17 protein-coding genes and 1 pseudogene are annotated in these 24,873 nt (G+C 64.1%); 5 read left to right on the top strand and 13 right to left on the bottom strand.

Annotated elements, in window-relative coordinates; all coding sequences use genetic code 11:
* Positions 1–6 precede the first annotated feature (6 nt).
* The 10 genes from WKW82_RS22890 to WKW82_RS22845 form a co-directional block, all read right to left on the bottom strand.
* Positions 7–597: a hypothetical protein gene (locus WKW82_RS22890; protein ID WP_340344648.1), complete on the bottom strand. Its 591-nt coding sequence runs from the start codon at positions 595–597 to the stop codon at positions 7–9.
* Between the two features lie 238 nt (positions 598–835).
* Positions 836–1,255: a hypothetical protein gene (locus WKW82_RS22885; RefSeq protein WP_340344647.1), complete on the bottom strand. Its 420-nt coding sequence runs from the start codon at positions 1,253–1,255 to the stop codon at positions 836–838.
* Between the two features lie 24 nt (positions 1,256–1,279).
* Positions 1,280–3,826 (bottom strand): alpha/beta hydrolase family protein, encoded by a 2,547-nt coding sequence (locus WKW82_RS22880; protein ID WP_340344646.1) that lies wholly within the window; start codon positions 3,824–3,826, stop codon positions 1,280–1,282.
* A gap of 257 nt (positions 3,827–4,083) precedes the next feature.
* Positions 4,084–4,605, bottom strand: a complete 522-nt coding sequence (locus WKW82_RS22875) for a hypothetical protein (RefSeq protein WP_340344645.1) — start codon at positions 4,603–4,605, stop codon at positions 4,084–4,086.
* Between the two features lie 130 nt (positions 4,606–4,735).
* Positions 4,736–6,424 (bottom strand): phospholipase D-like domain-containing protein, encoded by a 1,689-nt coding sequence (locus tag WKW82_RS22870; RefSeq protein WP_340344644.1) that lies wholly within the window; start codon positions 6,422–6,424, stop codon positions 4,736–4,738.
* 32 nt (positions 6,425–6,456) lie between these two features.
* Positions 6,457–9,192, bottom strand: coding sequence for a hypothetical protein (locus WKW82_RS22865; RefSeq protein ID WP_340344643.1), 2,736 nt, complete (start codon positions 9,190–9,192; stop codon positions 6,457–6,459).
* Positions 9,185–9,883: a dienelactone hydrolase family protein gene (locus WKW82_RS22860; RefSeq protein ID WP_340344642.1), complete on the bottom strand. Its 699-nt coding sequence runs from the start codon at positions 9,881–9,883 to the stop codon at positions 9,185–9,187. Before WKW82_RS22860 ends, WKW82_RS22865 begins: the two co-directional genes overlap by 8 nt.
* 170 nt (positions 9,884–10,053) lie before the next feature.
* Entirely contained in the window at positions 10,054–13,176 is a 3,123-nt protein-coding gene (locus tag WKW82_RS22855) for an AfsR/SARP family transcriptional regulator (RefSeq protein ID WP_340344641.1), read from the bottom strand.
* Positions 13,177–13,401: 225 nt separating this feature from the next.
* Entirely contained in the window at positions 13,402–14,607 is a 1,206-nt protein-coding gene (locus WKW82_RS22850) for an alpha-amylase domain-containing protein (RefSeq protein WP_340344640.1), read from the bottom strand.
* On the bottom strand, positions 14,604–16,838 hold the full coding sequence (locus WKW82_RS22845; RefSeq protein ID WP_340344639.1) for a hypothetical protein: 2,235 nt from the start codon (positions 16,836–16,838) through the stop codon (positions 14,604–14,606). Before WKW82_RS22845 ends, WKW82_RS22850 begins: the two co-directional genes overlap by 4 nt.
* A gap of 1,626 nt (positions 16,839–18,464) precedes the next feature.
* Here WKW82_RS22845 and WKW82_RS22840 point away from each other — a divergent pair.
* From WKW82_RS22840 to WKW82_RS22830, 3 genes are all read left to right on the top strand, one after another.
* Positions 18,465–20,240, top strand: coding sequence for a hypothetical protein (locus tag WKW82_RS22840; RefSeq protein ID WP_340344638.1), 1,776 nt, complete (start codon positions 18,465–18,467; stop codon positions 20,238–20,240).
* A 166-nt stretch (positions 20,241–20,406) separates the two neighbouring features.
* Positions 20,407–20,643 carry a hypothetical protein gene (locus WKW82_RS22835; protein ID WP_422823554.1) on the top strand — a complete coding sequence of 79 codons (237 nt, stop codon included), beginning with the start codon at positions 20,407–20,409 and terminating at the stop codon, positions 20,641–20,643.
* Positions 20,628–20,945: a hypothetical protein gene (locus WKW82_RS22830; RefSeq protein ID WP_340344637.1), complete on the top strand. Its 318-nt coding sequence runs from the start codon at positions 20,628–20,630 to the stop codon at positions 20,943–20,945. The genes WKW82_RS22835 and WKW82_RS22830 overlap by 16 nt, the downstream gene beginning before the upstream one ends.
* Positions 20,946–21,610: 665 nt before the next feature.
* Here the strand turns inward: WKW82_RS22830 and WKW82_RS22825 are convergent.
* The gene (locus WKW82_RS22825) at positions 21,611–22,090 is read right to left on the bottom strand and encodes a hypothetical protein (RefSeq protein WP_340344636.1); all 480 of its coding nucleotides are present in this window, start codon (positions 22,088–22,090) and stop codon (positions 21,611–21,613) included.
* Between the two features lie 519 nt (positions 22,091–22,609).
* Here WKW82_RS22825 and WKW82_RS22820 point away from each other — a divergent pair.
* Entirely contained in the window at positions 22,610–22,807 is a 198-nt protein-coding gene (locus tag WKW82_RS22820; protein WP_340344635.1) for a metallophosphoesterase family protein, read from the top strand.
* A gap of 95 nt (positions 22,808–22,902) precedes the next feature.
* On the top strand, positions 22,903–23,271 hold the full coding sequence (locus tag WKW82_RS22815; protein WP_340344867.1) for a hypothetical protein: 369 nt from the start codon (positions 22,903–22,905) through the stop codon (positions 23,269–23,271).
* Here the strand turns inward: WKW82_RS22815 and WKW82_RS22810 are convergent.
* Positions 23,250–24,219 (bottom strand): annotated as a pseudogene (locus WKW82_RS22810) (IS3 family transposase); the annotation flags it as partial. The gene WKW82_RS22815 and the pseudogene WKW82_RS22810 overlap by 22 nt on opposite strands.
* 53 nt (positions 24,220–24,272) lie before the next feature.
* Positions 24,273–24,873: IS3 family transposase (locus tag WKW82_RS22805; protein ID WP_340344634.1), on the bottom strand; the 601-nt coding region annotated here is incomplete at its 5' end.

Here is a 24,873-nt window from a genome sequence, read left to right as displayed (position 1 = left end):
GGTGGCTCAGCCGAGCAGGTCGGCCAGCGGGCCGAGCACGCCGGCGGCGCCGGCCAGCGTGTCCTTCAACTGCTGCGCCGCGGGTTGCACCGGCGCCAGCAGGTCGCCGATCTGCGGTACGTCGCCGAGCAGGCCCGGGATGTCAAGCAGGTCCAGCCCGAGGTCGACATCGAGATCGAGCAGGCCGTCGACGTCGAGGCCGAAGTCGTCGCTCAGGCCCGGCGGCTCGGGCGGCTCGGTGTACTCGCGCAGCACCAGGCGGTATCGGAACTCGTCGGGTCGCTCGGCGCTTTCTTCGAGATCGAAGGCGGCGATCAGCACCTGCTCGAGTTCCGATTCGTTGACGATGTCGGCGACGAAATCGACCGGGTCGCCGAGGAGGAACTGCGTGCGCAGCTCCTTCAGGAAGTCGTCGCGCGCCTGGTCGCCCGACAGCGAACCCATGATCTCGACTTCGAGCGCGTCACGGCCCAGGTCCTGGTGGAGGTCGCCCGACAGCCCGGGCACGGGCAACACCGCAAGCCGACGCGATTCGCGTGCAGCGATGGCTTCGATTCGGGATACTTCCCAGCGGCCAATCATCGGGCGGACCAGCATGGTGTCGTTTACCCCTTCCTCTGCGGGGGTGCGAGTATAGGTCGCGAGGGACGTGACGCATAGTCCTGGCACGGATATTTCACCGTACCCTCCGTGAGGGCTCGCGCACCGGAACCCTTCGGGCTACGCCCTGCGCGCGCGGAGTGACTACGCTCCCTCGAATGCATGTTGCTCATGGCCGTCGTCTGCGCTGCTTCATGGCCCTGCTCGCACCGCGTTCTCGAAGCCCGACCACCGGCTACCGTGGCGCTCGATACACGAACGTCGGCGCCTTGGATCCCCCGGCGCGACCGTCCCGCTGCGTTGCTGCATGGGGCGGCTCGTTGATCCACGCCAACGCCAGCGGGGCGCCATCGGTCAACGCTTGCGGCTCCAGCGCCCAGAAGCGCAACGACGTCCCTTCCTTGTTCACCGCCTCGCACTCGGTGAGCATCTTGTCGCCCACCCAGAGCACCGGCGACAACGCACGCATCGGCACGGGGGCGTCCAGCTTCACGTCGATGTGCACGGCGTCCGCGGCGTCCGCCGTCGCTGGGGCAACGTGCCTGGTGGCCCGCGCCCGGAACGCGGTCGCGCGGATATCGACGGCGGTGATGGCGGGCAGGGCCCAGCCCGGCGCAGGTTCGGCTTGAACGGGTACGGCTTGATCGGATCCCATGACGCGCTCCTCAATGCCAATTGGCTAGTAGATCTGGATATCGTCGAACGCGATGGCCCGCGGCCGCTTGCGGTCACATTGGAGAAGCACGGCCACGACGGTCGAAAGGTCGAATCGCTTGGCCTTGAAGCAGGCGCCCCGGAACCTCGCGGTCGACAGCATCGTCTTGATCATGCCGGGATTTCGCGGGTAGGGACGAAAGAGGCCACCCACCGCGTCGACGTCCACCCAAGCGCGAATGCCGAGTTGATCCTCGAGTCCGAGCAGGAAGCCGGTGGGCTGGACCGCGACGCTCTGCCCGTCGGTCACTTCGGCGCAGCGCAGCCAAACCTCGCGTTTGGACAGGTCGAGCGGCTTCTTCAGCGCCGAGCGGAAGATGCCACCCGCTGCCTTCGGCGCCAGCACCATGCCGATCGTGAGGCCATAGAACGAGTTGTTGAAGATGCCCGGGGCCGGGGGTTGGTCGAAGGTGAACTCGCCGGCATTGATACCGCCGCTTTGGGTATTGGGCTGCCCGAGGGAGTTGGTGGCGATGGTGTTGCCGTCGCCGAAATGGTCGACCGTGACGACGCTCTTGGCCTTCTTCTGGAAAGCCTTGTGCACGTTCTGCGTCAGCACGCCGGCGGGAAGAACATGGCCGGACAGATACCCGTCGACGGCATGGCCCAACAATGTGGCGCGCGCCAGCGCACAGCCATAGGTGCTGAGCAGGCGCTCGTGCTCGGCGCGCGGGTTCACCGCCGGCTGAGGCGGCGTGCTGAGACTGTCGTCATAGAGCCAACGGCGGTTGAAGAAGTTGTGGTTGGTGTAGTGGACGTACAGCTGGCTCTTGAAAGGCGCTGGTTCGGCGATGTCGTAGAACTGGGCGCCGTTGTTGTCGCGCACGTCGCCGTCGCCGGCCGGCAGCAGCGTCAGGTACGCGTAGCCCTTGGGCTGGACCGTGCTCTGGCCGGCCCAATAGCGGAAGTTTGTCGGTGCCAAGGCCAACACCGACTTCGTCACCCCTGGCAACGCCAGGGCGGGCGGCACCATCACGACGGCATCGCCGCCCCGCGAGTGACCCATCAGGCCGGTGCGGCCGAAGTCCAACCGTTTGAAGAACGTCGAGGCGGGGTCGGCGTTCATCGACTGCAGCAGGGCGATGTGGTCGATGATGAGGTCAGCCCGGTCGACGATGTTTTGCACACCACCTCCAGCCCCGTTGAGCGCATTGCAGTCGATCGAGACGGACACCACGCCCATCTTGGCCAGGTCGTGCTGAAAGTAGTCGTAGCCCAGGTAGCTCGGATCGGCCGGCGAATGGTTCCCGTGCGCCATGAACACGATGGGCACCGGGCCGAGACCGGCAAGCCGTTCGTGGAAGGCAGTGCCCTTGCCGTCCGACTTTGCGGGGTAGTAGGCGATGCCGTGCAGGTTGCCTTGCTGGTACTCGGCAAAGCCGACAGGAAACAGGTCCAGATCGGCCGGGTTGCTGCGCACCGGCGGGTCGACGCACGCCACGGTGAGCTTCAACGCAAGCGCGCTGTGGCAGCCTGCGAGGTCTTGCACGACGAGGATCTCGTCGCCGCTGAGCAGCGTGGTGTTGAGGTTCACCACCGGCGGCCCGCTCGCGCCTGCGGGCACGCCGTTGACCCAGACTTTCACGATGGCGTCGGGTGCGCACTGCGTGACCGTGATCGAGGTGTCGCCGCCCTGTACCGGCCCGATCTCCGGCGCGGGCAGACTGCCGCAAGGCTGCACGACGCCCGAGCCCGGTGGGCTGGGCGGAGCGCCCCGACACATCTCCTGGATGGCGGCGAAGGTGTCGCCCGCCGCGAAGAGCGCGAGCCCGTTGATCGTCAAAGCCCCGCCCCAGCAGGGCCACGTCCCTTGGCTCGCGCCGTTGCGAATCAACGTGACGCGTGCACCGTTGACGATGTTTCGAATGGTCAGCGACTGCCCGCCGGCGTAGACCGGGTCCAGCGTCGGCGCCGGCAGGGGTGACGGCGGCTTGCCCGTCGTGTACCCCACCGAGGGCGGGGCAGGGTCCTGGCACAACTCGAACCAGGCCTGGACCACCTGATTGAGCTTGTAGGCTGGGACGACGTTGATGCCTTGCTGTGCGGCGCAGCCGTTGACCTCGCCCACCTTGGTGCCGTCGGCGGTGATCCACACATGGCCGCCGGGCAGCAGGTTGCCCACGCCGGTGCGCACGCCGCATTCGTAGACCGGTGCCGGATTGATCTGCGGGCGCGGGGGGCCGGCCGGGTAGTCCCGGGTGTGGTCGCCGACCACGATGAACTTGGTCCAGGCACTGTTGACGCTGTTCACGCGTTGCCGGGCACGGACCTTCTGGCCTGCGACCAGGGCGGCGGGCAGGATGATGGTCACGCCGTTGGGGAACGGGTAACCGCCGAGCGCCGTCGTGATGCTTCCTGCCACATCCAGGTCGATCTCGGCGTTGGGCTGGTAGGCCAACACCGTTACCGCGACGGCGCATTGATACAACGGCTCCTGGATGACAGGCGGTGAGATCGCCTTGGGACTCTCAGGCAACGCCCTGGGCCGCTTGATGATGATCTTCTCGCTCATTGTGGGGTCCTTCCATCCGGTCTGTCGGGGCCGGCGCAACGATGAGGTGGGTCGCGACCATCGCGTGGTTCGATTCCAACGCCAAGTTCCGTCGCGACACTGCGATCTCGCTTGCGCAAACTTTAGCCAGTCGCGGCGCCGTGGGCATCGTCACTGTTGAGGATGCTGATGCCCTCGAACCTTGCTGTGCCCGGCTGGACAAAAAAGCCGCGCTTGTTCCAGGAACGGCAGTTGCCCCCCGGCCATTGCTGTCTGGTTCAGTGCGATCCGTCCGCAGCTGTTGCTGCGCGCGTGATGACAAATTGGCCCACGGTGCCCAGTGGCATTCCGCTGGGGTCGATCGTCGGATTGATATCAGTACCGCGCACAGCCCACGTCGAGCCGCGAACGCTCAACACGCGACCGCCACCGTTGAGGATCGGCACCTCGGGAAACACCCAGCCTGCGAGGCGCGAGATCATTCCCTTGAGCGGTCCTGCGACGCCCGTGCCCGTGGCCTGAAAGGTGCATGCCTCATCGCCGCTGCCGAGCGCGCCGCTCGCCGACACCGCAAGCTCGAGGCCTTTGCTGAAGATCAACCTTCCCGTCAGCGTGTACCGCCCGGCGTCACGGAACGCCTGGCCACACACCAGGCTGCCGCGTGACCATTTCCTGGCGCTAACCTCCGCCTCGGGGGTGGCGGCCGCCTTCTCGGGGGAAGGCAAGAGAAGGAAGCTTTGATAAACCCAGTCCTGGAATTCGAAGAGGGGGAACCAACTTGTGTCTGTGTCGAAGGCCATGCCGTACTCCTGTGTGTGTTGCGTCGGGATCAGATCACTCGATGCCGAGAGATGAGTCAGCGCCCTCGGCAACGCCAGCATGCGGCGCGGGACGTTACGCATCAGGTACGGATGCCCGGGTCGCGCTCCATCAGGTGCGGCCGCAACGCGTCTCCACATTCATGATGCGCGTCTTCAAGAATTCCCAGAGCCGGGCTCGCAGGCCATGGCGCGGTGTCCACCAGATCGGCCCCAGCGCAAGGTCGCTGTTCGGGGTGATCAAGCCTCCCGCGCCGGTGACCTCGAGGACGGCCATGGCCACATCGACCAGTGTTTTCTCTTCCGGTGTTGCATTGGGCCAGGGTCGGGCGTCGCCGAGTAGCTCCTTGAGCGCCTTCATCGCCTGATACCAGTCGGCCAACGTGATGTCGGCGGCCGGGACATCTCCAGCGTGAAAGCAGGCGTGATGGACTTTCCTGGAACCGCGCCTCTGCGTCGGCCAGCGCGACCTCGATGCGATGGGGTCATCGAATTGGGCTGCCGGGAGGCCGAGATGTTCGCTCCACAACCGCAGACGAAGTTCTCTTGCGAAGCGACCGACACGCACGGGTGAGCCGCCCATGACACCATCGACCACCGCGCTGTCGACCATTGCAACGTTGAGCTCCGAGTCAGTTGTCTGGCTGCGCAGTCCGACATTGGTGCTCCCGATCGTCACGTAGCGGTCATCGACGATCACCAACTTGGAATGGACGTAGATCTGTGTCGGCCGGGCCGCTTGCTCGAGGTGGCAACAGATGACACGCGCCGCGCCTGCCGCACGCACTGCATCGAGCGCCTCCTTGCGCATTTCGCAATGGGCAATGCGCAGCAAACCGTCGGCATCGTACGTCCGGGCGAGCACCAGGAACAGGTACACCCCTCGCCGCACTGCCGCGGCCAATCGCTCGACGGTGGAGCAAGGCCAGAAGTACTGGTCCTCGATATAGACGAAGTACTGTGCTCGGTCGATCGCCTTGTTGATCCCTTCGCGCGAACTCTGCTCACCACCGCGCCGAAAGTCGTAAGTTCCGTTGCAAGCGAGCGTTCGCAACCGTTGCACCGCCAGCGTTCCAGCGCCGCTCGCCGGCACAGGCCAGGCAGCCTTGATAGGCGCCGGCATGTCACCGGGATTCGCTCTCAACGGAGGTCGACGTTCGTTCCAACGCTCGAGAAAGTTGTCTGCGATTGCGCCCACCGCAGGCCCCTGGATTGCGCAATGGACGTCGTGCCACGCATCGAGCTTTTCGACCTGCCGTTCAGACGGGCTGGTGTGAGCGGGCGTATCCCAGCGATCGATGCTGACGTCGAGTCCACCCACGTAGGCCCAGGCGTCTCCCTTGACTGTCAGGACCATCGACTTCTGGTGGTGCGACGCGACAAGCGCCGGCAGGCGCTGGTCCAGGTACGCGGATCCAGCGACTTTCCTGGCGTTGATCGCATCGCGAATCTGCTTCACGATGGCGTAGTTCTCACTGTTGTGCGTCCCGTAGCGGCGGACCACGAACGAGGAGGTCCCCGGTGGGTACCAGGCCAGCAGTCGAACGACAACCCGTCGCTGCACCAGGTCGAGCAGCACACGAAGGAGGCTTGAATCCAGCGCCGATATGTCCGGCCTCAACTTCTGCGTCGGCGAGGCGCGCCATGCGGTGTAGCAGAGCGTGTCGTCGCCCTGCATTGCCGCGAAGCGGTCGTACAGATGTGCCATGAACTCGCTGCCATCGACCAGCGCAAGGACGCTGTTGCCGCGCGTGAAGGGGAGCGTGTCCAGGAACCATCTCTCCGGATCGGTGTCGGTCACGGCGTTCTCCAGGTGGGCGTGATGAGCAAGGCTCACGGAACCAGGAAATCCGTTGCCTGGTAGGGGACCGCGACGATCTGATCCGTGGGAAGCACCGACACCCACTGGCTGAACGGCTTCGTCGGGTCCACGCTGGCGTCGAAGCCGCCGGCGAGGTGGTCGAAGCCGTGCTCGAAGACTCGATCGGCTTCGAGCACGTGATGGATGTCGGCGTTCTCCCGTTCCATCCTGGCAGCGATCTTTTCGAGCACGTTGCCGATGGTGGCCGGGAGTCCATCGGCGGCCAGTTCGGCCAACAGCTGGGTGTCTTCCGGCGTGATGGCCGTGTAGGGCGCGTCCCAGCCGTCAAATTCATGGCCTTCGATCGCACGAAGCCAGTTGAGCGCCGCACGTTCCCTCCCGGGACGGATCGGAATCACCGCCTTGACCCAAGGTGCATTCAGGAATGCGTTGCGAAGGTTGTCGCCGTCGAGTTGCAGCAACCAGCCGAGTGAGCTCCCGAACTTTGCAGTCGTCGAATCTTCGGTGATGCGATAGTTGTCATCGCGCTTCTCGAGGTCGTCCCACTGCACCAGGTCCTGCTCGGTAAGGTGGAAATCTGCGCGACCGTCGTACTGGCTCTTGTGACGGCGCGGCATCCACCATTCGGGGGCGACGAAGTACAGCATGCCGTCGACATCGAAGATCGCGCGGATCACTTCGGAGCGCACGTGCGCAAGGCGCGTATTGCTGCCGTCGCCAGGTTTCTTGGTGGCAATGCCCCAGCTGTCGAGCATCAGCCGTTCGACCAGCTTGCGATAGACGACGGTGCGCTCTTCCTCGCGCAGGTCCCACGCCGGGCGTGCAGCAATGTTGCTCGCGTCCTTGATGCGCTGGCGCACGTTCTCGAGGAATGACTTCTCGAGCAGGCGCTGCTTGTCGGCGTCGTACTTCTTGTCGGCCTCTTTCTTGAGCGCTGCATAGGCTTCCATGGCCGGCGTCACGGGTCCGAAGGACAGTTCAACGTCGAACAGCACCTGGTTCTCGCCTCCGAAGTTGATCGCATCCATCACCAGTTCGAACGACCCGTCCGGTTTCTTGTTCTGCGCCGGTCGTGCGGTCGCACGCTTGTTGCCCTGGGGTCCGACCGGGCGTACGTCGAGCAGTTCGTAGCCGGCCTGCGGCGGATCGAACTTGAACGAGAACGGCCCCATCACCACTTCGGCATCTTCTGCGTTCTCGTCGTTGGTGTTGGTGCGGTGACCGGTGTACTTGCCCTCATTGGCGAGGAACTGCGTCGCGCCATAGTCCGCGCCGGGTCCACTGTCGTCATTGGTGCCACGGCCCTGGAACGGAATCCGGGCCGTCACTGTCTTGGTGATGGCGACAGGCAGCGGCACATCGTCGCGCTTGAGCGACGACAGGTCCGGCGACGCGGCGAAATGCACCAGCTCGGAAAGTCCAAGTGCAGACCCGGCATCGTCCACGAAGACCTGCGAGCACAGCCGTTCGCCCAGTCCCTGCATCTGCACGCCGACCCGGCGCATCTTGCGGCGCAGTTCGTAGTTGATCAGGTCCGGGCCGGTGTTCTGCAATACGTAGCGGCGGCTGCGCATGTCGCCGGTTTCGGTCACGCTCTTGAAGACCGACTTGAAGCTGCGCTTGATCTCGGTGGACAGCTTCTCTGCTTGTTCGCGGTTTTGCTTGTGACTGGTCTCGCGGGCATCCTTGCGCGTCGATTCGAGGCCCAGCGTGACAGTTGCAGTCCCTTGATAGACGCCGAAGTTGACGCTGTTGGTGGTCGAGACGCCCAGCTTGGTGCTGCTGCCGTTCTCGCTCTTCACCGCATCACTCAGCTCGTCCTTGACGTCCGAACTCGACTCCATGCGGCTTGTCGATTCTGAACTGCTCTCCTCGGTGCGTTCGATGATGGTCTTGCGCGTGCTGACCTCGACCAATTCGATCGTCGTGCCCGGCGCCAGCCAGATGTGTTCGACCGGTTCACCGAGGAACGTGCCAAGGTCGAAGAAGTACTGTCGAAAGAGATGCACGAAGCCCACCGGCGAGAGCACACCGCTGCGGTCGTTGGGGTCGATGTTGGCGAGCGGGTCCGTCGAACGAAGGATGTCCGCCAGGGGCGGTGCCTCACTCACCGCGAAGAGCTTCTGCAACTCGTTCGGATCCGTGCCGCCCTGGCCCTCGGCGTAGGAGAGCAGGAAGGTTGCGATCTGCGACTCGTACTGCATGAGGACCAGGTGCCTGGCCTTGAGGGCCTCGGCCATTTCAGCGGTGACGAGTCCGCCCGGAGCCTGGGCTTTCGCTTCATCGAACAGGCGAGCACGGATCCGGTCATTGGCCAGGCGCAACGTCCCTTGCTTCGGCTCCATCAGCTCGTTGACTTCAATCACGCTGTTCCATTGCGCGCCATTCGGCAAGATGCCCTTGCTGGCGTCGACGAAGCCTTGGACCCGGCCCCGCACGATCTTCAGGACTTCGCTGGCCAGGTTCTTCAAGAGCACGACGGTGTACGGAGACTTGCCCGTCGCGCTGTCGAGCGGGTGCGCCATGAACTCACGCGGATCGTTCTGCTGCACTTCGACGGGGCCTGGCGTCAGGCGCCGGTCCAGGATCCGCTTGACCTGTGGATCGATCAACACGCCACCGTTCTGCACCCACGACTTGGTCAACCGCGACTGCCAGCCGAGGAGCGGCTGGTAGACGCCGTAATGCTCGCTCGCGTACGGAGGAATGCCCTTGTACTTGTCGATGTCCTTGAAAAGATCAAACACGGCGGTTCTCCGGAAGGTGATCCCCGAAGAACGACAAGGTCCTGGCCTTGGACAGTTCCCGCGCGGTCTTGTTGGCCTGGTCGGCGCCAATGAAGCCGTGGCTGGCGCCGGGATACGCATAGAGTTCCGTCGGGGTGTTTTCACGGTTGAGCGTCGCCTTGATCAACGAAGCGTTTTCAATGCCGGTACCGGGCGTCTTGTCCGCCTCCCCGTGATGGATCTGGGCATGCGCCAATGCCCCGGGCGAACCCAGCCCGTCGAGGACCGGCGCAAAGAATTCCACCAGCACCCTGGCCTTGCGGCGCAGTCGCAAGACAAGGTGGCCACCCAGCGAGAAGCCGAGCAGGCCGACCCGCTTGGGATCGGCTTTGGAAAGTGCGATGAACTGATCCGTGGCGTCGGAAAGGCCCCTTAGCCATGTCTCCCTCGAACGCCCTATCGCGTCGAAAACCGCCGGACCGGGCGGAGTGCCACTGGTCGAGAGATAGTCGGGTATCAGGACGCTGAAGCCTTTGGCCACAAGCGAAACCGCGTAGCCTTCGATCATGGTCCTCCAGGGGCCGCTCAGGTTGTTGGTCATTCCGTCACTGCCATAGGCGATGACGACGAGGCCATGCGACGCCCCATGCGGGGTGTAGGTGTCGGCGGTCATCGATCGGCCACCGCTGACGAGGGTGATGGTATTTTTCATGTGGATCTCCGGCGTGGACTCGACCAGGCGGGATGCCGTCGAGGCAGTTCGAGGCTATGGCCGGGGACGTTACGGATACGGTACAGGGCGACAGGACGGGCGAGTTCCACCTGAGCGCGGCCTGCGAAGCCGGGCCTCTGGACTTCGCGCCACGATGGGCAAGTCGAGGATCAGCGATCCGCCAACTGTCGATACAGCGCCTGAGTCTCCAGCGCGGGGCTGACACCCTGCTGGGCCAGCAAGGCCTGGCGGCACCGTTGATACGTAGCCACCACTTCCGACCTGCGCCCCAGATGCTCGTAGGCACACATGAGCCGCCGATGGAGTCCTTCAGCCAGCGGCTCCACATCAATCGCCTCGAGGTACGCGTCGACAGCGCCTTGCCAATCGCCGTCACGCTCGAGCAAATCACCCAGGCGTTCGGCCATGCGCTTGAACTGGGAGCGCAAGCGTTCGCGAAACGCGAGCGCCCAGTGCATGGATTCACCGTCCAGGAAAGGACCGCGGTAGCGCCTCAGCGCGCTTCGCAGCCAGGTGACATCGTTCGATGGAGGAAGGTGAGCGGCCTGGTCGAACACCAGGCAATCGGCCCAGACCCAGTCCGTGTCCAGCGAGAGTTGCCGATCCTGCAGGCGCACGGCGTGTTCGTGTCGTAGCAGCTTGCGCAGGCGGTGGAGCGTCGTGCGCAGGGCCTGGTCCGCGGCATCGCCTTCGGCATCGGGCCACAGGGCATCGGTGAGACGGTCCTGGCTCACCGCGTGCCCTCCAAGCGCAAGCAGGCATTTGAGCAATTCCAGGGGCCTGTGCTGTGACTTGCCCGCCGCCCTCAACGGCTGGTCGTCGCACAGAAGCTCGAACCCGCCCAAGCTGTGGATGCGGATCGGCCAGGGCCACGTATCAGCTGCTGTCGCCGCTTCAGGCGGCGCAATGTGAAAACGGCGAATCATCCGTTGGACATGCTCGACCTCGATTCCGGTCGACAACGCGTATTGATAAAGCTCGGAATTGGCTTGAGGTCCGGCGACGTGCCAGGTCGCCCCGTCCATGGCTGCGCTCAAGACCATGGCGCTCGACAGGCGCTGCGCGACCACCTCACAGTCGCCGCGCTTCAGCGCGGCCCTGGATTCGAGCTCGAGACAGAGGTACTCGATCACCTGGCTGTTCATTGCCTGACCAATGGCGCGCGCTGCGTCGATATGCTCGGTCCACTCCGGATCACTGCCACGCTCCAGCAGCGCACGTGCAAGCGCAATGTGGCTGGTCGCCATCACGAAGGGCACGCCCGATTCGATGGCCATTGCCAGCGACCCTCGTCCGTGGTCCAGGGCCAGTTGCCAACTGGCCCGCTGTGCGGCGGCGCTGCACTGCAAGTACTGGTAGAACGCCCCGTCGATGTGGCTGTGATGGCGCATGGCGGGGGCCATCCTGGCCATCCATCCGTCGGCTGCAACGGGATCCCCCGCCACCAGGCTGCAGCGAGCCATCTGCGCCGTGAGCAGGAAGTCGAAGGCATGCAGGTCAGCCTGGTCCGCCACGCCGAGTCCGGTCTCGATCGAATGCCGGCACTGCGCGACCTCGCCCCTCACCGAGTGATAGAGCCCCGTTGCGCACGACCACAGGATCAAGACCATCGGTGACATGGCCGGCGCAGTCCAGGGCGTGATTCGATGGATGATCGTTCGCGCCTCTGCGGCCTCTCCGCGCCAGAGAAACCAGATGATCAGGTAGCCGCCCAGGAGCACAGAGAGATCCCGGTCCGTGGGGTCCAGCAAGGCCTTCGCGCGTTCGGCCCAGGCGGGCAACATGGGATGCTGCGGTTGACGATGGAGTAGCGTTCCCATGGCCCAGTAGGTCCGCAATTCAACGGCCCGCGATGGGTACACGGGATGCAGCGTGCGCAAGGCTTCGAACTCGCTGATCCACGGATCGGCAAGACGGAAGTCTCGCCATTCGAAGAAGAAACTCTCCATGGCGCCAGCCCAGGTGGCATACAGGCCGACCACGTCGTTGTCTCGCTGAAAGCCTGCATAGGCTTGCTCGAAGGACGCACGCGCCGACACGGGGTCGAAGGGGAGGCGAGCGACGGCCCTCCAATGACTCAGCCACGGGGTACTGACGAACAGGTCGTCTGGCAGATCGATCAGCCAGTTCTCGAGCATCCGGTGCCGCCCTGCTGCAATCAGCGCCGGAGCTTCGCGCTGTGCCAGGGTGGAAAGCGCCTGCCAATCCCCCGCCGACCGGTACAGGGCGGCCGCCGCTTCCGTTTGACCACCTTGCGCAAGCAGGGCGGCAGAACGGCACTGCAGATCGCGCCACTCATCGGGGGAAAGCGAGGACGCGACACGATTCAACAAGAACGCCCGGAACAGGGCGTGATATTCGTAGACGGGTTCATCCGGCCCGCGCTGGACGACGAAGCAGTTGCGACGATGAAGCTCCATCAGGGTGCGCCCGACGTTTGCATCGCCGGAGATCCGCACCGCGTCCGCGACCGTCATCGTTGGAAGGGCAGCGGTCCGAAGGAGGGCGTCCTGTGTCGATGGGTCGATGGTGCCGAACAGTTCGGCCGCGAAGTAGTCGAAAAGGAGTTGCTGCGTCTTCCCGCGAAGTACGGCTCTCTTTGCATTTGAAAGGCTGCGCTCGGCCAGCAACAAGGTAAAGCCTGCGAACCAGCCCCGAGTCTCCAGAAGCAGTTCATCCAGGTGCCCGTCTTGTTCCGGCGAAAAGCCGGACTCCGGCTTCTGCGCATTGAAAAGGGCGAGCGCTTCGTCACGCGTGAGATTCAACTCCTCGCCTTCAAGCAACCTGAGGCTTTGATGAAGACGCATTCGAGCGAACGCCGCTGGCGGTTCGACACGGCTCAAGACGAGCAGGCTCAACCCCTCAGGCAGATACGAGGCGAGCTCGCGCACGACCTCGTGCAGTGGCGTTTCGGTGCCCACGTGGTCGTAGTTGTCGAACACGATCACCGCCGGTCGGTCGACACGTGCAGCAATGGCTTGCGCGTAGCGCCGGGTAAAGCTCAGGACATTCGGGATGCTCTGCGGCATCAGGGTGGGCAGGTCAGGGCCCCCACGCACTGCGGCCAGTTGCACCGCACGTCCGAGATAGTGGAAAAAGGTCGCGAGGTCTGCGTCGTCCCCGTCCAACTGCAGCCACGGACCGCTGATGTGGCGCTCCGCCAGATAGCTGCTGGCCAGAGATGTCTTGCCGCACCCGGGTGGGCCGGTGATCCAGGTCACGGAGGCCTCGCGGAGTTCGTCAAGCCGTTGGAACAGGCGTGGGCGCAGCATGGGTCGATTGCTGCGCGGCCTCGAGACCTTTGACATTGGAAACGACGGCATTTCGTTCAACGGGTGCATCGCTACCTCCGTGCGGCGCCAATACTGTTCATCCCATCTGCGGCCAGGACCATTTCACGGCGATTGCGCGCCACAGGTTTTCAGGCGCGCACGCGCATGGTGATGGCATCTGGGCATATCGATCGATCGTCGGGTGTCTTTTCGCATGGCCGACGGTCAGCGCAGCGGCGCCATCATCACATAGCTCTGCGCGGGGATCTCCAGATCGATCCAGCCCCCATCGTCGGTGCGTCGGTTCGCAACATGGCCCGTGTAGTCGTGCAACTCCGTGTTGCGCCAGCCGGTCTGCACGCGTGGCCGGGTGGCTGTCCCGCTCTGGTTGATGCCAGCGAGCAAGCTCGCACCGCGCGTGAAGACAATCGTGTTCTGGTCCTTGTACCGGTTCACATACGGTCCGACCGCCAGGTTGTTCTGGATCCACACCAGGTTGTTCAACACCGCATCGCGCAGGTCGACATCGAAGAAGGTCGGGTAGCCGGGGTAAGCCGAGATGAAGGCGTAGGCCAGCAGCTTGTTGACGGGCGGACCCACGTCATGGTTCTGCACGAAGGTGAGCGCGTTGGGTCCGTCGATGCCCGCAAGGCCCGCGCCATCGAGTTGGCGCATATCGCCGTTCAGCTGGAACGCATCGCGCATCTTGAAGTACAGCGCATAGTCGGTGACGGCCATGCCGGTGGCGGTGTACGACTGCAATATGCCGATGTCGCTGATGTAGACTTCGCCAAAGCTGTACTTGCCCCAGCGCTTCACATTGTTCAGGACGTGGTCGCGCCAGTACCAGCGCGGCACATGCTTGGCCGCGTCCCAGCGGTAACCGTCGAAACCCATGTTGTTGGTCTTGACCAGGTAGTTCCACAACTCGCCACGCACATAGGGTGATTCCTGCGCCAGGTCGTCGAGCCCGATCAATGCGCCGTTCTCGAGTTGCCAGGCGTCGTTCCAGTCGGTGATCTTGCCCGCGTGGTGGAAGTCGCCAGGGCCGAAGCGCGGGTAGCGAAAGTTGTTGGTGCACATGTGATTCATCACCATGTCGGCATAGACCTGGATCCTGCGTGCATGCGCCTTGCGGATCAAGGCCGCGAGCTGCGCCTGGGTGCCGTGGGCGCTGTCGAACGAGCGAAAGTCCTCGGGGTCGTAGCCCAGGCTGAACTGGCCGCCGCACGCGTGCTGGTGCGGCGACAGCAGGATCGCGGTATAGCCCGCTGCGCTCACGGCCGGCAATTGCTCGATGATCTTGGCCCAGGTCCAGGGTCGCGTGATGTCGCCGGGCTGGTGCTGCAGCACGACCAGCGTGCCCGCTTGCGCAGCCCCTGCACACACCATGAGCAGGCACGCCAGCAAGAGCGCGCCGAGGCATTTCACTGGAGGATCTCCGCGCTGCGATCGATCTGCGTCACGGCGCCTCCCAGGGCGTGGTTTCCGTCGATCGGGTCCCAGTCGTGGTAGAGCTTCAGGGGCGCGGTGCCGAGGAATTCGATGTAGGGTTTGAAGCGCAGTTCCGACCGGTTGTTGGCGTCCAGCGTGCAGTTCACGACACCCGCGAACTCGTGCAGCGTTGCGGCTTGCCCGCCCTTCAACGTGGCTTGGCCGGTCACCTTGAGATCGGCGGCGGGGTTGCGTCGCCCATGGTCGGCGCTGAACTGGCCAGCCGTCACGTCGGCTGCATAGAACCCGATCGCAAGCGCCGTCTGCATGGCGGCCGTACTGGTCGCCACGGTCACGCGCGCCAACTGGCAGCCGGCGAAGGTATTGCCCGTGGGCACCAGCAGCCGCTCCAGGGCAGGGGCGCGGGCTACACGGGTCAGTTCATCGGTGCAGTCGAGGCTGCGGCCGTCCGCCACGACGCAGCGCGCAAGATCGATCGCAGGCAGTGGCCCCGTGGCAGCCCGAAGCAAGCGGACGTCCTTGCCAGGCTGGTTGACGGTCTCGGTCGGCCGCGGCGGCAGCAGTCCGTACACGACCACCTGGTAGCGCGCGGGAAACTGCTGGGGCCGCGCGGGCGGGCCATAGAACTGGAGTGGTTCCGTATCGCCAGAAGTGGCAACGAACACCTTGCCATCCGCGATGGTCGGCGGCACGAACTTGGCAAACAACCCCAGCCGGTCCCGCGCGGACACCTGTTCGCTGCTCCACAAGGTCCGCCCAACGTTCTGCGCGTCGATCGCACGCACTACGCCACGCACACCGCGCCATTGGTTGGCGTCGCCATCGAACGGCGTCACGGCCCAGAGGATGCCGTTGCGCTTGCCCAGGCTGGACAGCGACAGCATTCCCCCGGGCATGCCCTTGGGCAGTGCATCGACGCCCAGCTTCGGCGCAGCGACGATGCGCCGCCGGACGAACGGATAGGCATGCAGCAACTCGTTCTCGCGCCACAGGTAGATCTGCGGGTCGCCGGACCCTTGCCAATAGACCGGCGAGCCGTGCAAGTGGTGGTGCTCGGCCTGCCCCAGGTCCTGCAAGGCATTCGGGTTCGGGCAGTCGGCGGCGCCCGCGTTGGGCGGCGGCGTGTATTTGCCCATCCGATTGGTCGACAGCAGGAAGATGTGCGGATGCTTGCCGGCACCGAAGACCAGGTCCGTGCCCGGGATCAGCACCGGGCCCGATGAGCCGAGGTCCATGTCGACCGTGGCCAGGAAGGCCTGGTTGCACGGCGTGAAGTAGTCCTTGACGACGATGTTGCCGCCTTCGAGGTGCAGCTTGACGAAGCTGTCGCCGTAGTTGGCGCCGCCAGTCGCAGCGTCGAAGGTGCCATTGCCGGTCATCAGGTACAGGTTGCCTTGCGCATCGGCCGCAGGCGCCACGCCGGACTGCCACAGGCCGCCGTCATTCCCACTCGGCGTGACGTTCCACACGGTCTTTTGCTGCAAGGTCGCGGCGTCGTGGGCCATCAGCAGGCCGCGGCTGCCGTCACCGCCGAAGCCGATGTACAGGACGCCCTGCACCAGCGTCAGTCCGGTGCGCTGTTTCTGGCGGCGCGAATCCAGCCCGGGCGCTTGCAGTTCAAGCGGCGGCACCGCATGGCTGCCATCCTTCAGGCGAAGTGCATGCAGCCGGTACTTGTAGCCTTGCGCACCCTCGTCATGCCACGCGACCAGGTACAGCACCGACTTCGCGGCGTCGATCACCGGCGTACTCAGGATGCCCCATTCGGGATCGCTCGTGCTGAACATGTCGATGTCCTTGCCGCCCGGCCTTGGCTGGCCCAGCCAGACCGCCCACAAGGGCACGTTGCGACCTTGCGGGCCCGGCCGCTCGTTGTCGGCGTCGTAGACATACACCGTGTTGTGCATGGTGGCCACGACGACCGCGTTGAACGTGCCTTGCACGGGCGGCACCGCCGGATTGGTGGTGGTGTCGACACGCAAGCCCGACACGTACAAGGGCTGTGCGACGACCTGCCCATCGGCATAGAGCGTCCACAGCTTGCCGAAACCCCGGGCGTCGACATTGGCCGGCGTGAGCCGGGCCTCCTGATCGTTCACCCCGGTGCGGGCGAGGTTGTTGCGCGACGTCAGCACGTCGACGGCATGCGCCGGGCTCCAGCACAAGGACGGGAGCGCGAGGATGAAAGGGGCAAGAAAGTTACGCATGCGACCTCCAACGAAGAGCCTGCAGTCCCCCCGGCGTCAAACCGCAAGAAGCAGGCCCGCTTCGATGCGTTCACAGGGGCTGGCGCATGGTCAGCCGCTCCTGGCAAGCATGGGGCCCTGGAAAGCGAATTTCATCCTTCGCCGAGAGGATGAGCGAACGCTGGTTCTCATGAAACCCTGCGGGTGGCTGCTGAATGTTGTCGGCGAGGCTGCTGCGCGTTCAACTCACGGCGATCAATACCTTCGTTCCTGGCAGGACGATGACCACTCTGGCCCCGAGGCAACCGGGCGTCGCCGCCTGATTGCTTGCGCGATGACCCGGTAAGCGGCCGTGCCCGGGCCGGTCACATCGCATCCTCACACCAATGGATGTGTACGCCTCACCAAAGTACGCAAGATGGCACTGACGACGTGGCCCGATCGCCTCACACACCGGAGCTCATATGCCCGACCTCATTGCACCCATCCTGACCCGCTATGCCAACTTCGCCATGACCAGTGACGGCCTGCCAGAGATCAACTCGCTGACCTACCTCGCATTCGAGTCGGAATTTGCCGATCCGCTGGCGGATCAACGCCTGGCGCTGGTCCTGGTGGAGCCACGCCTGCTGGTCACCGCCGGCGATCCGTCCGCACAGCCTGCGCTGGTGCGCGCCTTGCGACGGTTCAAGGGTGACCTGCGCGCGGAAGGCTTGCTGACCCGCTTCATCGCAGCGGATGTCTATGGCGGCTCGGTTCACAAGGATGGGCGCATCGTGCTGGCTCTGCGGCAGTTCTTGCGAGACGTGAAGGCCGCCTTTGCGCGACTCGAAGGCGTTCTGCTGATCGGCAATTTCCCCGAAGCGACGCTCGTGCGCACCGTCGCCTGGGCACCCGGCTTCATCAATCCAACGCAGCTTGCGATCTGGCCGGAGCTGATCAGCGAGCGTGCCGACATCGTTCTGGGCGACCTGACGGGCCAGTGGGAAACGCTCTACCGGCAAGCGGACTTCTCGATCGAGGGCATCACCGCCAAGCCCGATCCGGCGACGGCCGGCCTCGTTTGGCACGAGGGGGAAGCCGTGCGCAACTGCAACTTCAGCTCGGTGGACTACCAACATGGCATGAACACCTTCCGCGATGCCTTCTACCTCGACGATGCCATCGTCACCTATGTGCAGAGAACGCCCACCTCACTGCACCTTCAGCTCCATCAGGCCGAACGCAACAACGAGGTGGACAGCCAGGACAGGACACTGGTCAACATCGTCGCGCGACCCGACATCGTGGTGTCGCGCATCAATGCCCGCCACATCGCGGTGAACCCGAACCCGTCGCTGATGGGCACCGACGGACACCACTTCCTCGACGCCAGCGGCAATCCGCAGACCGTTGCGAGCGCGGTGCCGCTGTACACCGGGCCTGAGCACCTGAATCTCTTCACCTTCGGACTTCGACCTCGAACGGCGTCTGCTCGTCGATTACTTTGGTCGCAACCATCGCTTTCGCACCGGCGCCTTTTCGAACTTGCCTTTCCGCGTGGCGACGGTCTGCGGGACCACGGATTTCAACCCGAATTTCTACGCCAGTCTCCTGGGCGCCGCTGCCCCCGATTTCGAGCCGGCGATCGCCATCCCCAACGCCACGTTGCTGCAGTACGTCGACTTCCTGAAGACCCCTGCGGTGCTGAAGTACGTCATGGCGCATTCGGACCCAGTCGTTTCCCAGTTTCGAGATCCAGGCAACGACGCCGCGCTGACCGTCGCGGCTGGCGGCCCGCCGGTGCGCTGGGTTTATGACAACGTGCGCTACACGCCAAGCTTCGCTGGACAGGGCGGGTACGCCGATCTCTTCGTGCATCGCGCGCTGTGGCACTACAAGGCGCTCGGCCAGTCGGGCGCCAGCCTGGTGGTCCACGGCGGCTGCGCCGTCAACTCCACCACGGAAACCCAGACCGACACCTACACCTCGCCCAACTACGGTCGCTGGAACAACGCGGAGGCGTTCCTGTTCTACACCAACTGCGTTGCCCTGTTCTCACGCGCAAAAGGGTTCAACGACTCCCCTGGAGGTTTTGCCGAGGGCTACAGGTTGGGAGATCGCGCGACTTTCGGTGCCTGCTGGAAGAGCTACTACAACGCGCAGTCGAGCGATCCAGCGCTGTCCAGCTACAACATTCAGCGCAAGCGGGCTTATTTCTGGAGCATCAATGGCGACTGGAGTCTGCGGCTTCGAAACCGCAATGGCCTGGGCATCATCGGCCTGGGCGCGGGCTTGCAGTCCGCCGCCGTGCACCCCAACCGGGCGTGGATCGACTTCTGGAACTTCGACGCGGGGCTCAACCAGGTGCGCGGCGTGGGCGACATGGACGGGGACGGCATCGACGAATTCGTTGTCACGAGCGAGTGGGGCATCGGCGTGCTCAAGCACGACGGCTCTTGCTTCCGTGCGCTCATGCTGGCGCCGCGCGATACCTGGTTTGGCGGCTGGCGTTGGGACGCGACGGTCAACACGGGCAGGGATCGCATCAAGGCAGTGGCCGACTTCACCGGCAACGGCCAGTGCGAAATCATGGTCTGGAGCGACTGGGGACTGGCAACATTGGCCTTCACGGCGGGCAGCTTGTCGCCGACGCGCATCCACGCCAACGGAACCCGCCTCGGAGGGTGGCTGCTTGGCACGGGCGACAACAACTACGCAGGTTGCGGCAAGTTCGACGCGGACACCAACCGGGACATGGTGCTCACCAGTCCTTGGGGGCTGGGGCTGATTTCACTGCAGCGCGGCACGCACGTTTACATGGCGCCCAACGGAACGCGTCTCGGAGGCTGGCTTCTCCACACCGGCGACAACCGTATCCGGCTGATCGCCGATCTGGACGGCGATGGCTTCGACGAGATTGTGATCACCAGCCCCTGGGGCCTCGGCGTGCTGAAAATGGTAGGAGGCGCGCTGACCTCGGTTGCGATGCACCCCAATGGCGATGATCTTGGGGGTTACCGGGTCAGCCACACGCATACGTTCGCGCTGAGCGACCGGATTCGGGGCGGCGCGCAGCACCAGATCGTGGTGAGCAATGCCGACGGCTTCCACGTGCTGGCGCTGGCAGGCGCGCGACTGACACGAATCGCCTTCGTGCCGAATGGCACGCGGATCGATGGATGGCTGGTCGACATGAACCTCAACTGGTTGCAGGCGGCGGGCGATCTGAACGGTGACGGGCGCGCCGACTTCATCATTCGCAGCGCATGGGGCGTCGGCACCATGGGCATGGATGCGACCGGACGAATCCGTTGCCACACGCTGGCTCCCAACGGAGCGATGCTGGGGGACTGGCGGCTGGAGGCTGGCGATGTCATCGCAGGCGCAGGCCATCTCGACAAGGGCACGACTCGCACCGTCTTGCTGGTGACGAAGCCTTGATGGTGACCGGGGGCCCGCATCAGTTCCTTCCCGACTTGTGGTTGCATGAGGCTATCGGGCTGTTGCAGGGTGCAGCCCATCACGTTCTCTAAGAGCTGGTCGGTGCCGCCAAGTTGATATCGGCGGTGGCCCCGGTTTGAGGCGGCAATCACGACCGACCGCTGTGATGAGCGAGGCCGCCAAGAGCGCTTGGTGCCGCGCGCACGGCGTGTACTCGGGCGATCTCGACAAATGGCGATCCAGCGCCACTGCCGCGCTGGCGACGCCCGAGGAAGCCCGGGCCAGCCCGCAGGCCACACGGGCTGACCGCAAGCGCATCAAGCGGCTCGAGCGCGACCATCGCGATCAACGATGCACGCCTGCCGGCGGAAACGAGAACCAAGAAGCATGGACTCGCTCTTGATCTTTCCCAGCGTCAATTCAAGCATGCGCTCGCTGCCGACACCGATGGACAGGTATGGCATCAACGCGCTGTTGGTGCTGACGGAAGTGCTCGGAAGCGAAGCATGCATCGAGGCCGACGTGCTTGAGTTCCCGGAGAACCAGCAAGCGCCGCTCGCGGCCAACCTGCGGCTGCGTACCGTAGATGACGTGGTAATGGAGGCCGAATTCGATTTTCGGCAGAAGGGCGAACAGAGCTGGGACATCGAGCTGTTCTCGACCACCGGCAGTCTGATACGACTTCGCCTTCAACGGCATAACTGAGTTGGATCGCCTTACCGTGCTACAGCACTGTCTGCGGCTCTCCGCCTTGTTCTGCGATTGAATGCAAAGCCGTATGAAGCTTGCGCGCGGAGGCGCGGGGCTCGACATCGACGGTCGGGCAATCGCCGCAGAGCTTGGGTTGGCTGGCGAGCACCCGCGCCTGTACGCACGCTTCGTCGCGTTATGCAGCACGGCCAGGTCGGACGTGGACTGGCGGCCGTTCCAAATGGTGGCGGACGCGTTCCTGATCGGGGAACGCAGGACCGTCGCGCCGCATCATGTGAGATCGCGGATGTCTTGCGCGTCGATTTTCTACGCGCGGAAACTGACCCAATAGCTGTGGCGATCGGCAGGCGCGGACACACTACGATGCGTCCTGGTAAGCATTGAGCCCGTGCTGAGCGAGGTGGAGGGACTGCTTGCCGAAGCCGCTCCATCAATTGGGCGCTCAGATTTCCTGAAGAAGCATTGTTCGGACCACGCCTGGCGACGGCCTCGCTGAACCCGCAGGCCTACTTCCCGGACATGGATCGCTTCACGAGCGGAGAGGTGACGCCATGCATCACGTGCCTGAGCTTCGTCACGGACAGTCAACTTGACTCCGTGTCGACTGCACAGGGGTGAGCACGTCATGGTCTGGGCTGCGGCATTTGCACAGACCTTTCTCATCGCAAGCCAAGGACGTTGCCCATGCCGCTTGAAACGCAAACCATGCGTCGGCCGTCGGAACCGCTGGTGAGCTGGACAGCGTAATTTCCATCCGGCATGCGCTGCGATCCGCCCAGCACAATGGTCTGCCATGGCTTCTTGAATGCATCGGCTGCCGCACGGATGCAGTTCTGGTTTGCAATTGCAGGGGCGGTAGGACCGAAATCGGGCGCTGGTGCGCTGTAATTTGGCGGACGCTGGCCATATCCCGGTGGAGGCGGCCTGTACTCGGGCTGCGGAGGAGGGTAGCGAGACGGTGCACCGTATCCGTATCCAGGGGCCGGACCGTACTCAGGAGGCTGTGGTGGATACGCGGGCTGTTGGCCGTAACTGTTGCCGTAGCCACCACCATATCCGGCAGGAGTGTCGCAAGCCGCGAGAAAGCACAGCAACGCGGCGGGCATTCCCGTACGCAGCATCAGGTTGGCAGAGTTCATGCTGTCACCTCCAGGCCTGCATCGTACTGGTCGCGCGGCGGCTGCCATCAAAACTCGACATTACCAACCAGCCGCTACAGATGGTGGTGGTGTCAATGCCAAGATCAGATGTCGCGTCTGTTGTTGTTGGGGCAATCCCCTTTTATGTAAAACGCCGCGAGATACGCTGACGCTGCCCCGCGGGGAGGATGGGTGGCCTATCTCATGTTGGCGAATTGACCGCCCGCTGCACGATGCGCTTCTTACGTTAGTCCAACATGGACTGTCGCAAGCTGCTGGTCAAGCGGGTTGCTGTCTCAGCAAGTGGTGCAAGTCTTCTTTCGCTCGCTGCCCGGCAAGGCGCGTAGGGCGTAGCCCCGAAGCGGCTTGCCGCGCAGCGCCGCTCTCTTCAGGGAGTGGTCATCGTGAAGTCCGGATAAGTTTGAGGTGCGACCCACCAAACCTGTCCTTGAAGGAAATCACAATGACCACCGCCACTATGGTGTTAGCTAGGTTCCAGGTCTTGTTGGCGTACTCTGGATGTCGGCCGCCTGCGTCAATGAACTGCCCGACGAATTTTTCGAGGTGCCCGCCCTGTTGGTGCTGCACGGACAAGCGCATGCCTGCTTCGACTGCGTCGTGCAGCACATGCGCGTACTGTGCAATCCACGCGGCTATGTCCGAGCCGCGGGGGCCGAGTTCCCGGACTTTGCGCCGGAGCGGCTCACGGAAGTCTGATATGACGCTTGCCCTGCGGCGCAGGGGAGGGTGGGGCCAGCTTCGCGGTCTTGCCAACGTTCGCGTGGCGCTTGGGCTTGCTTATGCCCCATGCCTTGAAGCGCTGGTTGACGGCCGTGTCGCTCACGCCGAAGCGCAGTGCGACGTGCTGGTCGGCATCTCCCGAACGAGCCGAGAAAGTTCCAGCGGCGGCGCGCTGCGCCAAGCGTCGCGCGGACTCGCGGGCACGGCAGCCCAGGTACGGCACCCCGTTGATCGTCCGCACTCTCCAGGTACTGACCGATCTTCTCGGCCGGTTTGACAAGGGCCGACGGATCGTTGTCGTAGTGCTTGTCATGGACGTCGAGCGCTTGGTGCAGCAACTTACGGCAGTTGTCGCCTCCGACTTGGCATTTCTTGGCCATGAGGTGCCCATCGAATTTCGCCTTCCAACAGGCTGCTCCTACGCCGCGTTTGCTTGCTGAGCGGCATGTGCGCTGATCCAGTTCTCGAGGAACCGAACTGGCGAGCTGTAGCCCAGCGTGGAGTGACGGCGACTCCGGTTGTAAAACACTTCGATGTATTCGAACAGATCGGCCCGCGCGTGCGCACGCGTCGCGTAGGTCGTGCCATGCACCCGCTCGTTCTACAAGCTGTTGAAGAAGCTCCCGGTGGGCGCGTTGTCCCAGCAGTTGCCCTTCCGATTCATCGAGGCGGTCATGCGGTACTCGCTCAGCTTGGCAGTCATGGCCTGGCTGGCGTACTGGCTACCACGATCGCTGTGGAAGATCACGCCGGCAGCGGGCGTGCGCCGGAACCAGGCCATCGTCAGCGCGTCGGTGACGATGTCGGCCGTCATCCGCGGCTTGATCGACCAGCCCACAACCTCGCGGTTGAACAGGTCCAGCACGATGGCCAGGTACAGCCAGCCTTCGCCGCTCAGGATGTACGTGTGTCGCTTGTCCACACCCGATTCGGCGCCTCAGGCGTGAAGTTGCGCGCCAGCAGGTTTGGCGCTACCGGCATCGAGTGCCTGGAGTCCGTCGTCGCCTTGAAGCGCCGCTTGTGCCGCGCCCGGATGCCGTGCTCGCGCATCAGCCGCTCCACACGCCGCAAGCCGATGCGGTGGCCTCGGGCCTTCAACTCGCGGTGCATGCGCCGCGAGCCATAGGCGGCCCTGACTTCGGCATGAATGCTCCTGATCAAGGCAACCGCCTGCGGGTCCGTCAGACGCGTCCGGTCGGGCCTGCCGCCTCGCTGCCGAGCCCGATAGCCGCTGATGCTGACCGCCAGCACCATGCACATGTCGGGCAGGGGGTATTCGTGGCGCTGCGCGTCAATCCAGGCGTACTTCACGGCGCATCCTTCGCAAAGTACGCCGTCGCTTTTTTAAAGATGTCGACGTGCATCTTCAGCCGCGCGTTCTCTGCTTGACGTGCCCCCTCACACCGTGCCATTCATAACGAGGAAGTCCGGGGTTGCAAGATTAATTGATCTCGGTGGTCGTTGAGGTGGATCGAGTTGCATCGCCAGCGCGCTGGCGATGCAACTCGGCGAACTTGGCCGGCGGCATTCGCTGGCAACTGCTGTGCGGCCTGACTTCGTTGTAGTCCTGCCGCCAAGCCGTGATGGCAGACCTGGCCTGCCCCAGCGTCTCGAACCATTGTTCGTTGAGGCACTCGTCCCTGAATTTGCCGTTGAAGCTCTCGATGTAGCCGTTCTGCATCGGCCGCCCCGGCTCGATCAGGATGTGGCGGATGCCATGGGTCTGCGCCCAGCCCGTGAAGGCGCGACTGATGAACTCCGGGCCGTTGTCTGTACGCACAGCGAGCGGGTAGCCCCTGAAGACTGCGGCTTGATCCAGCAGCCGCGTGACGTACTGCCCGGAGATGCCCCAGTCCACCGAGATGCTCACGCATTCATGGCTGAAGTCGTCGGCCACCGTCAGGCACTTGATGCGCCGGCCGGTGCTCAGCCTGTCGCTGACAAAGTCCATGCTCCAGACCTCATTGACCGCTCTGGCCAGTTGCAGCGGCACACGCTCGTTGACAGGCCGCTTGGCCTTCTTGCGCTGGCGCACTGCCAGG

Origin of the sequence: Variovorax rhizosphaerae, assembly GCF_037889975.1 — a bacterium.
Classification (GTDB): Bacteria; Pseudomonadota; Gammaproteobacteria; order Burkholderiales; family Burkholderiaceae_C; genus Variovorax; species Variovorax rhizosphaerae.
Note: the sequence above shows the minus strand (reverse complement) of the source record. Positions and strands in the feature narration are given on the sequence as shown.

Bases quoted from the DNA above. Each gene is read 5' to 3' on its own strand.
- WKW82_RS22845 (WP_340344639.1), bottom strand. From the start codon at position 16,838: ATGCGTAACTTTCTTGCCCCTTTCATCCTCGCGCTCCCGTCCTTGTGC.
- WKW82_RS22825 (WP_340344636.1), bottom strand. From the start codon at position 22,090: ATGAACTCTGCCAACCTGATGCTGCGTACGGGAATGCCCGCCGCGTTG.
- WKW82_RS22890 (WP_340344648.1), bottom strand. From the start codon at position 597: ATGCTGGTCCGCCCGATGATTGGCCGCTGGGAAGTATCCCGAATCGAA.
- WKW82_RS22855 (WP_340344641.1), bottom strand. From the start codon at position 13,176: ATGCTGCGCCCACGCCTGTTCCAACGGCTTGACGAACTCCGCGAGGCC.
- WKW82_RS22830 (WP_340344637.1), top strand. From the start codon at position 20,628: ATGGACTCGCTCTTGATCTTTCCCAGCGTCAATTCAAGCATGCGCTCG.
- WKW82_RS22835 (WP_422823554.1), top strand. From the start codon at position 20,407: ATGAGCGAGGCCGCCAAGAGCGCTTGGTGCCGCGCGCACGGCGTGTAC.
- WKW82_RS22880 (WP_340344646.1), bottom strand. From the start codon at position 3,826: ATGAGCGAGAAGATCATCATCAAGCGGCCCAGGGCGTTGCCTGAGAGT.
- WKW82_RS22820 (WP_340344635.1), top strand. From the start codon at position 22,610: ATGTCGGCCGCCTGCGTCAATGAACTGCCCGACGAATTTTTCGAGGTG.
- WKW82_RS22875 (WP_340344645.1), bottom strand. From the start codon at position 4,605: ATGGCCTTCGACACAGACACAAGTTGGTTCCCCCTCTTCGAATTCCAG.
- WKW82_RS22860 (WP_340344642.1), bottom strand. From the start codon at position 9,883: ATGAAAAATACCATCACCCTCGTCAGCGGTGGCCGATCGATGACCGCC.
- WKW82_RS22885 (WP_340344647.1), bottom strand. From the start codon at position 1,255: ATGGGATCCGATCAAGCCGTACCCGTTCAAGCCGAACCTGCGCCGGGC.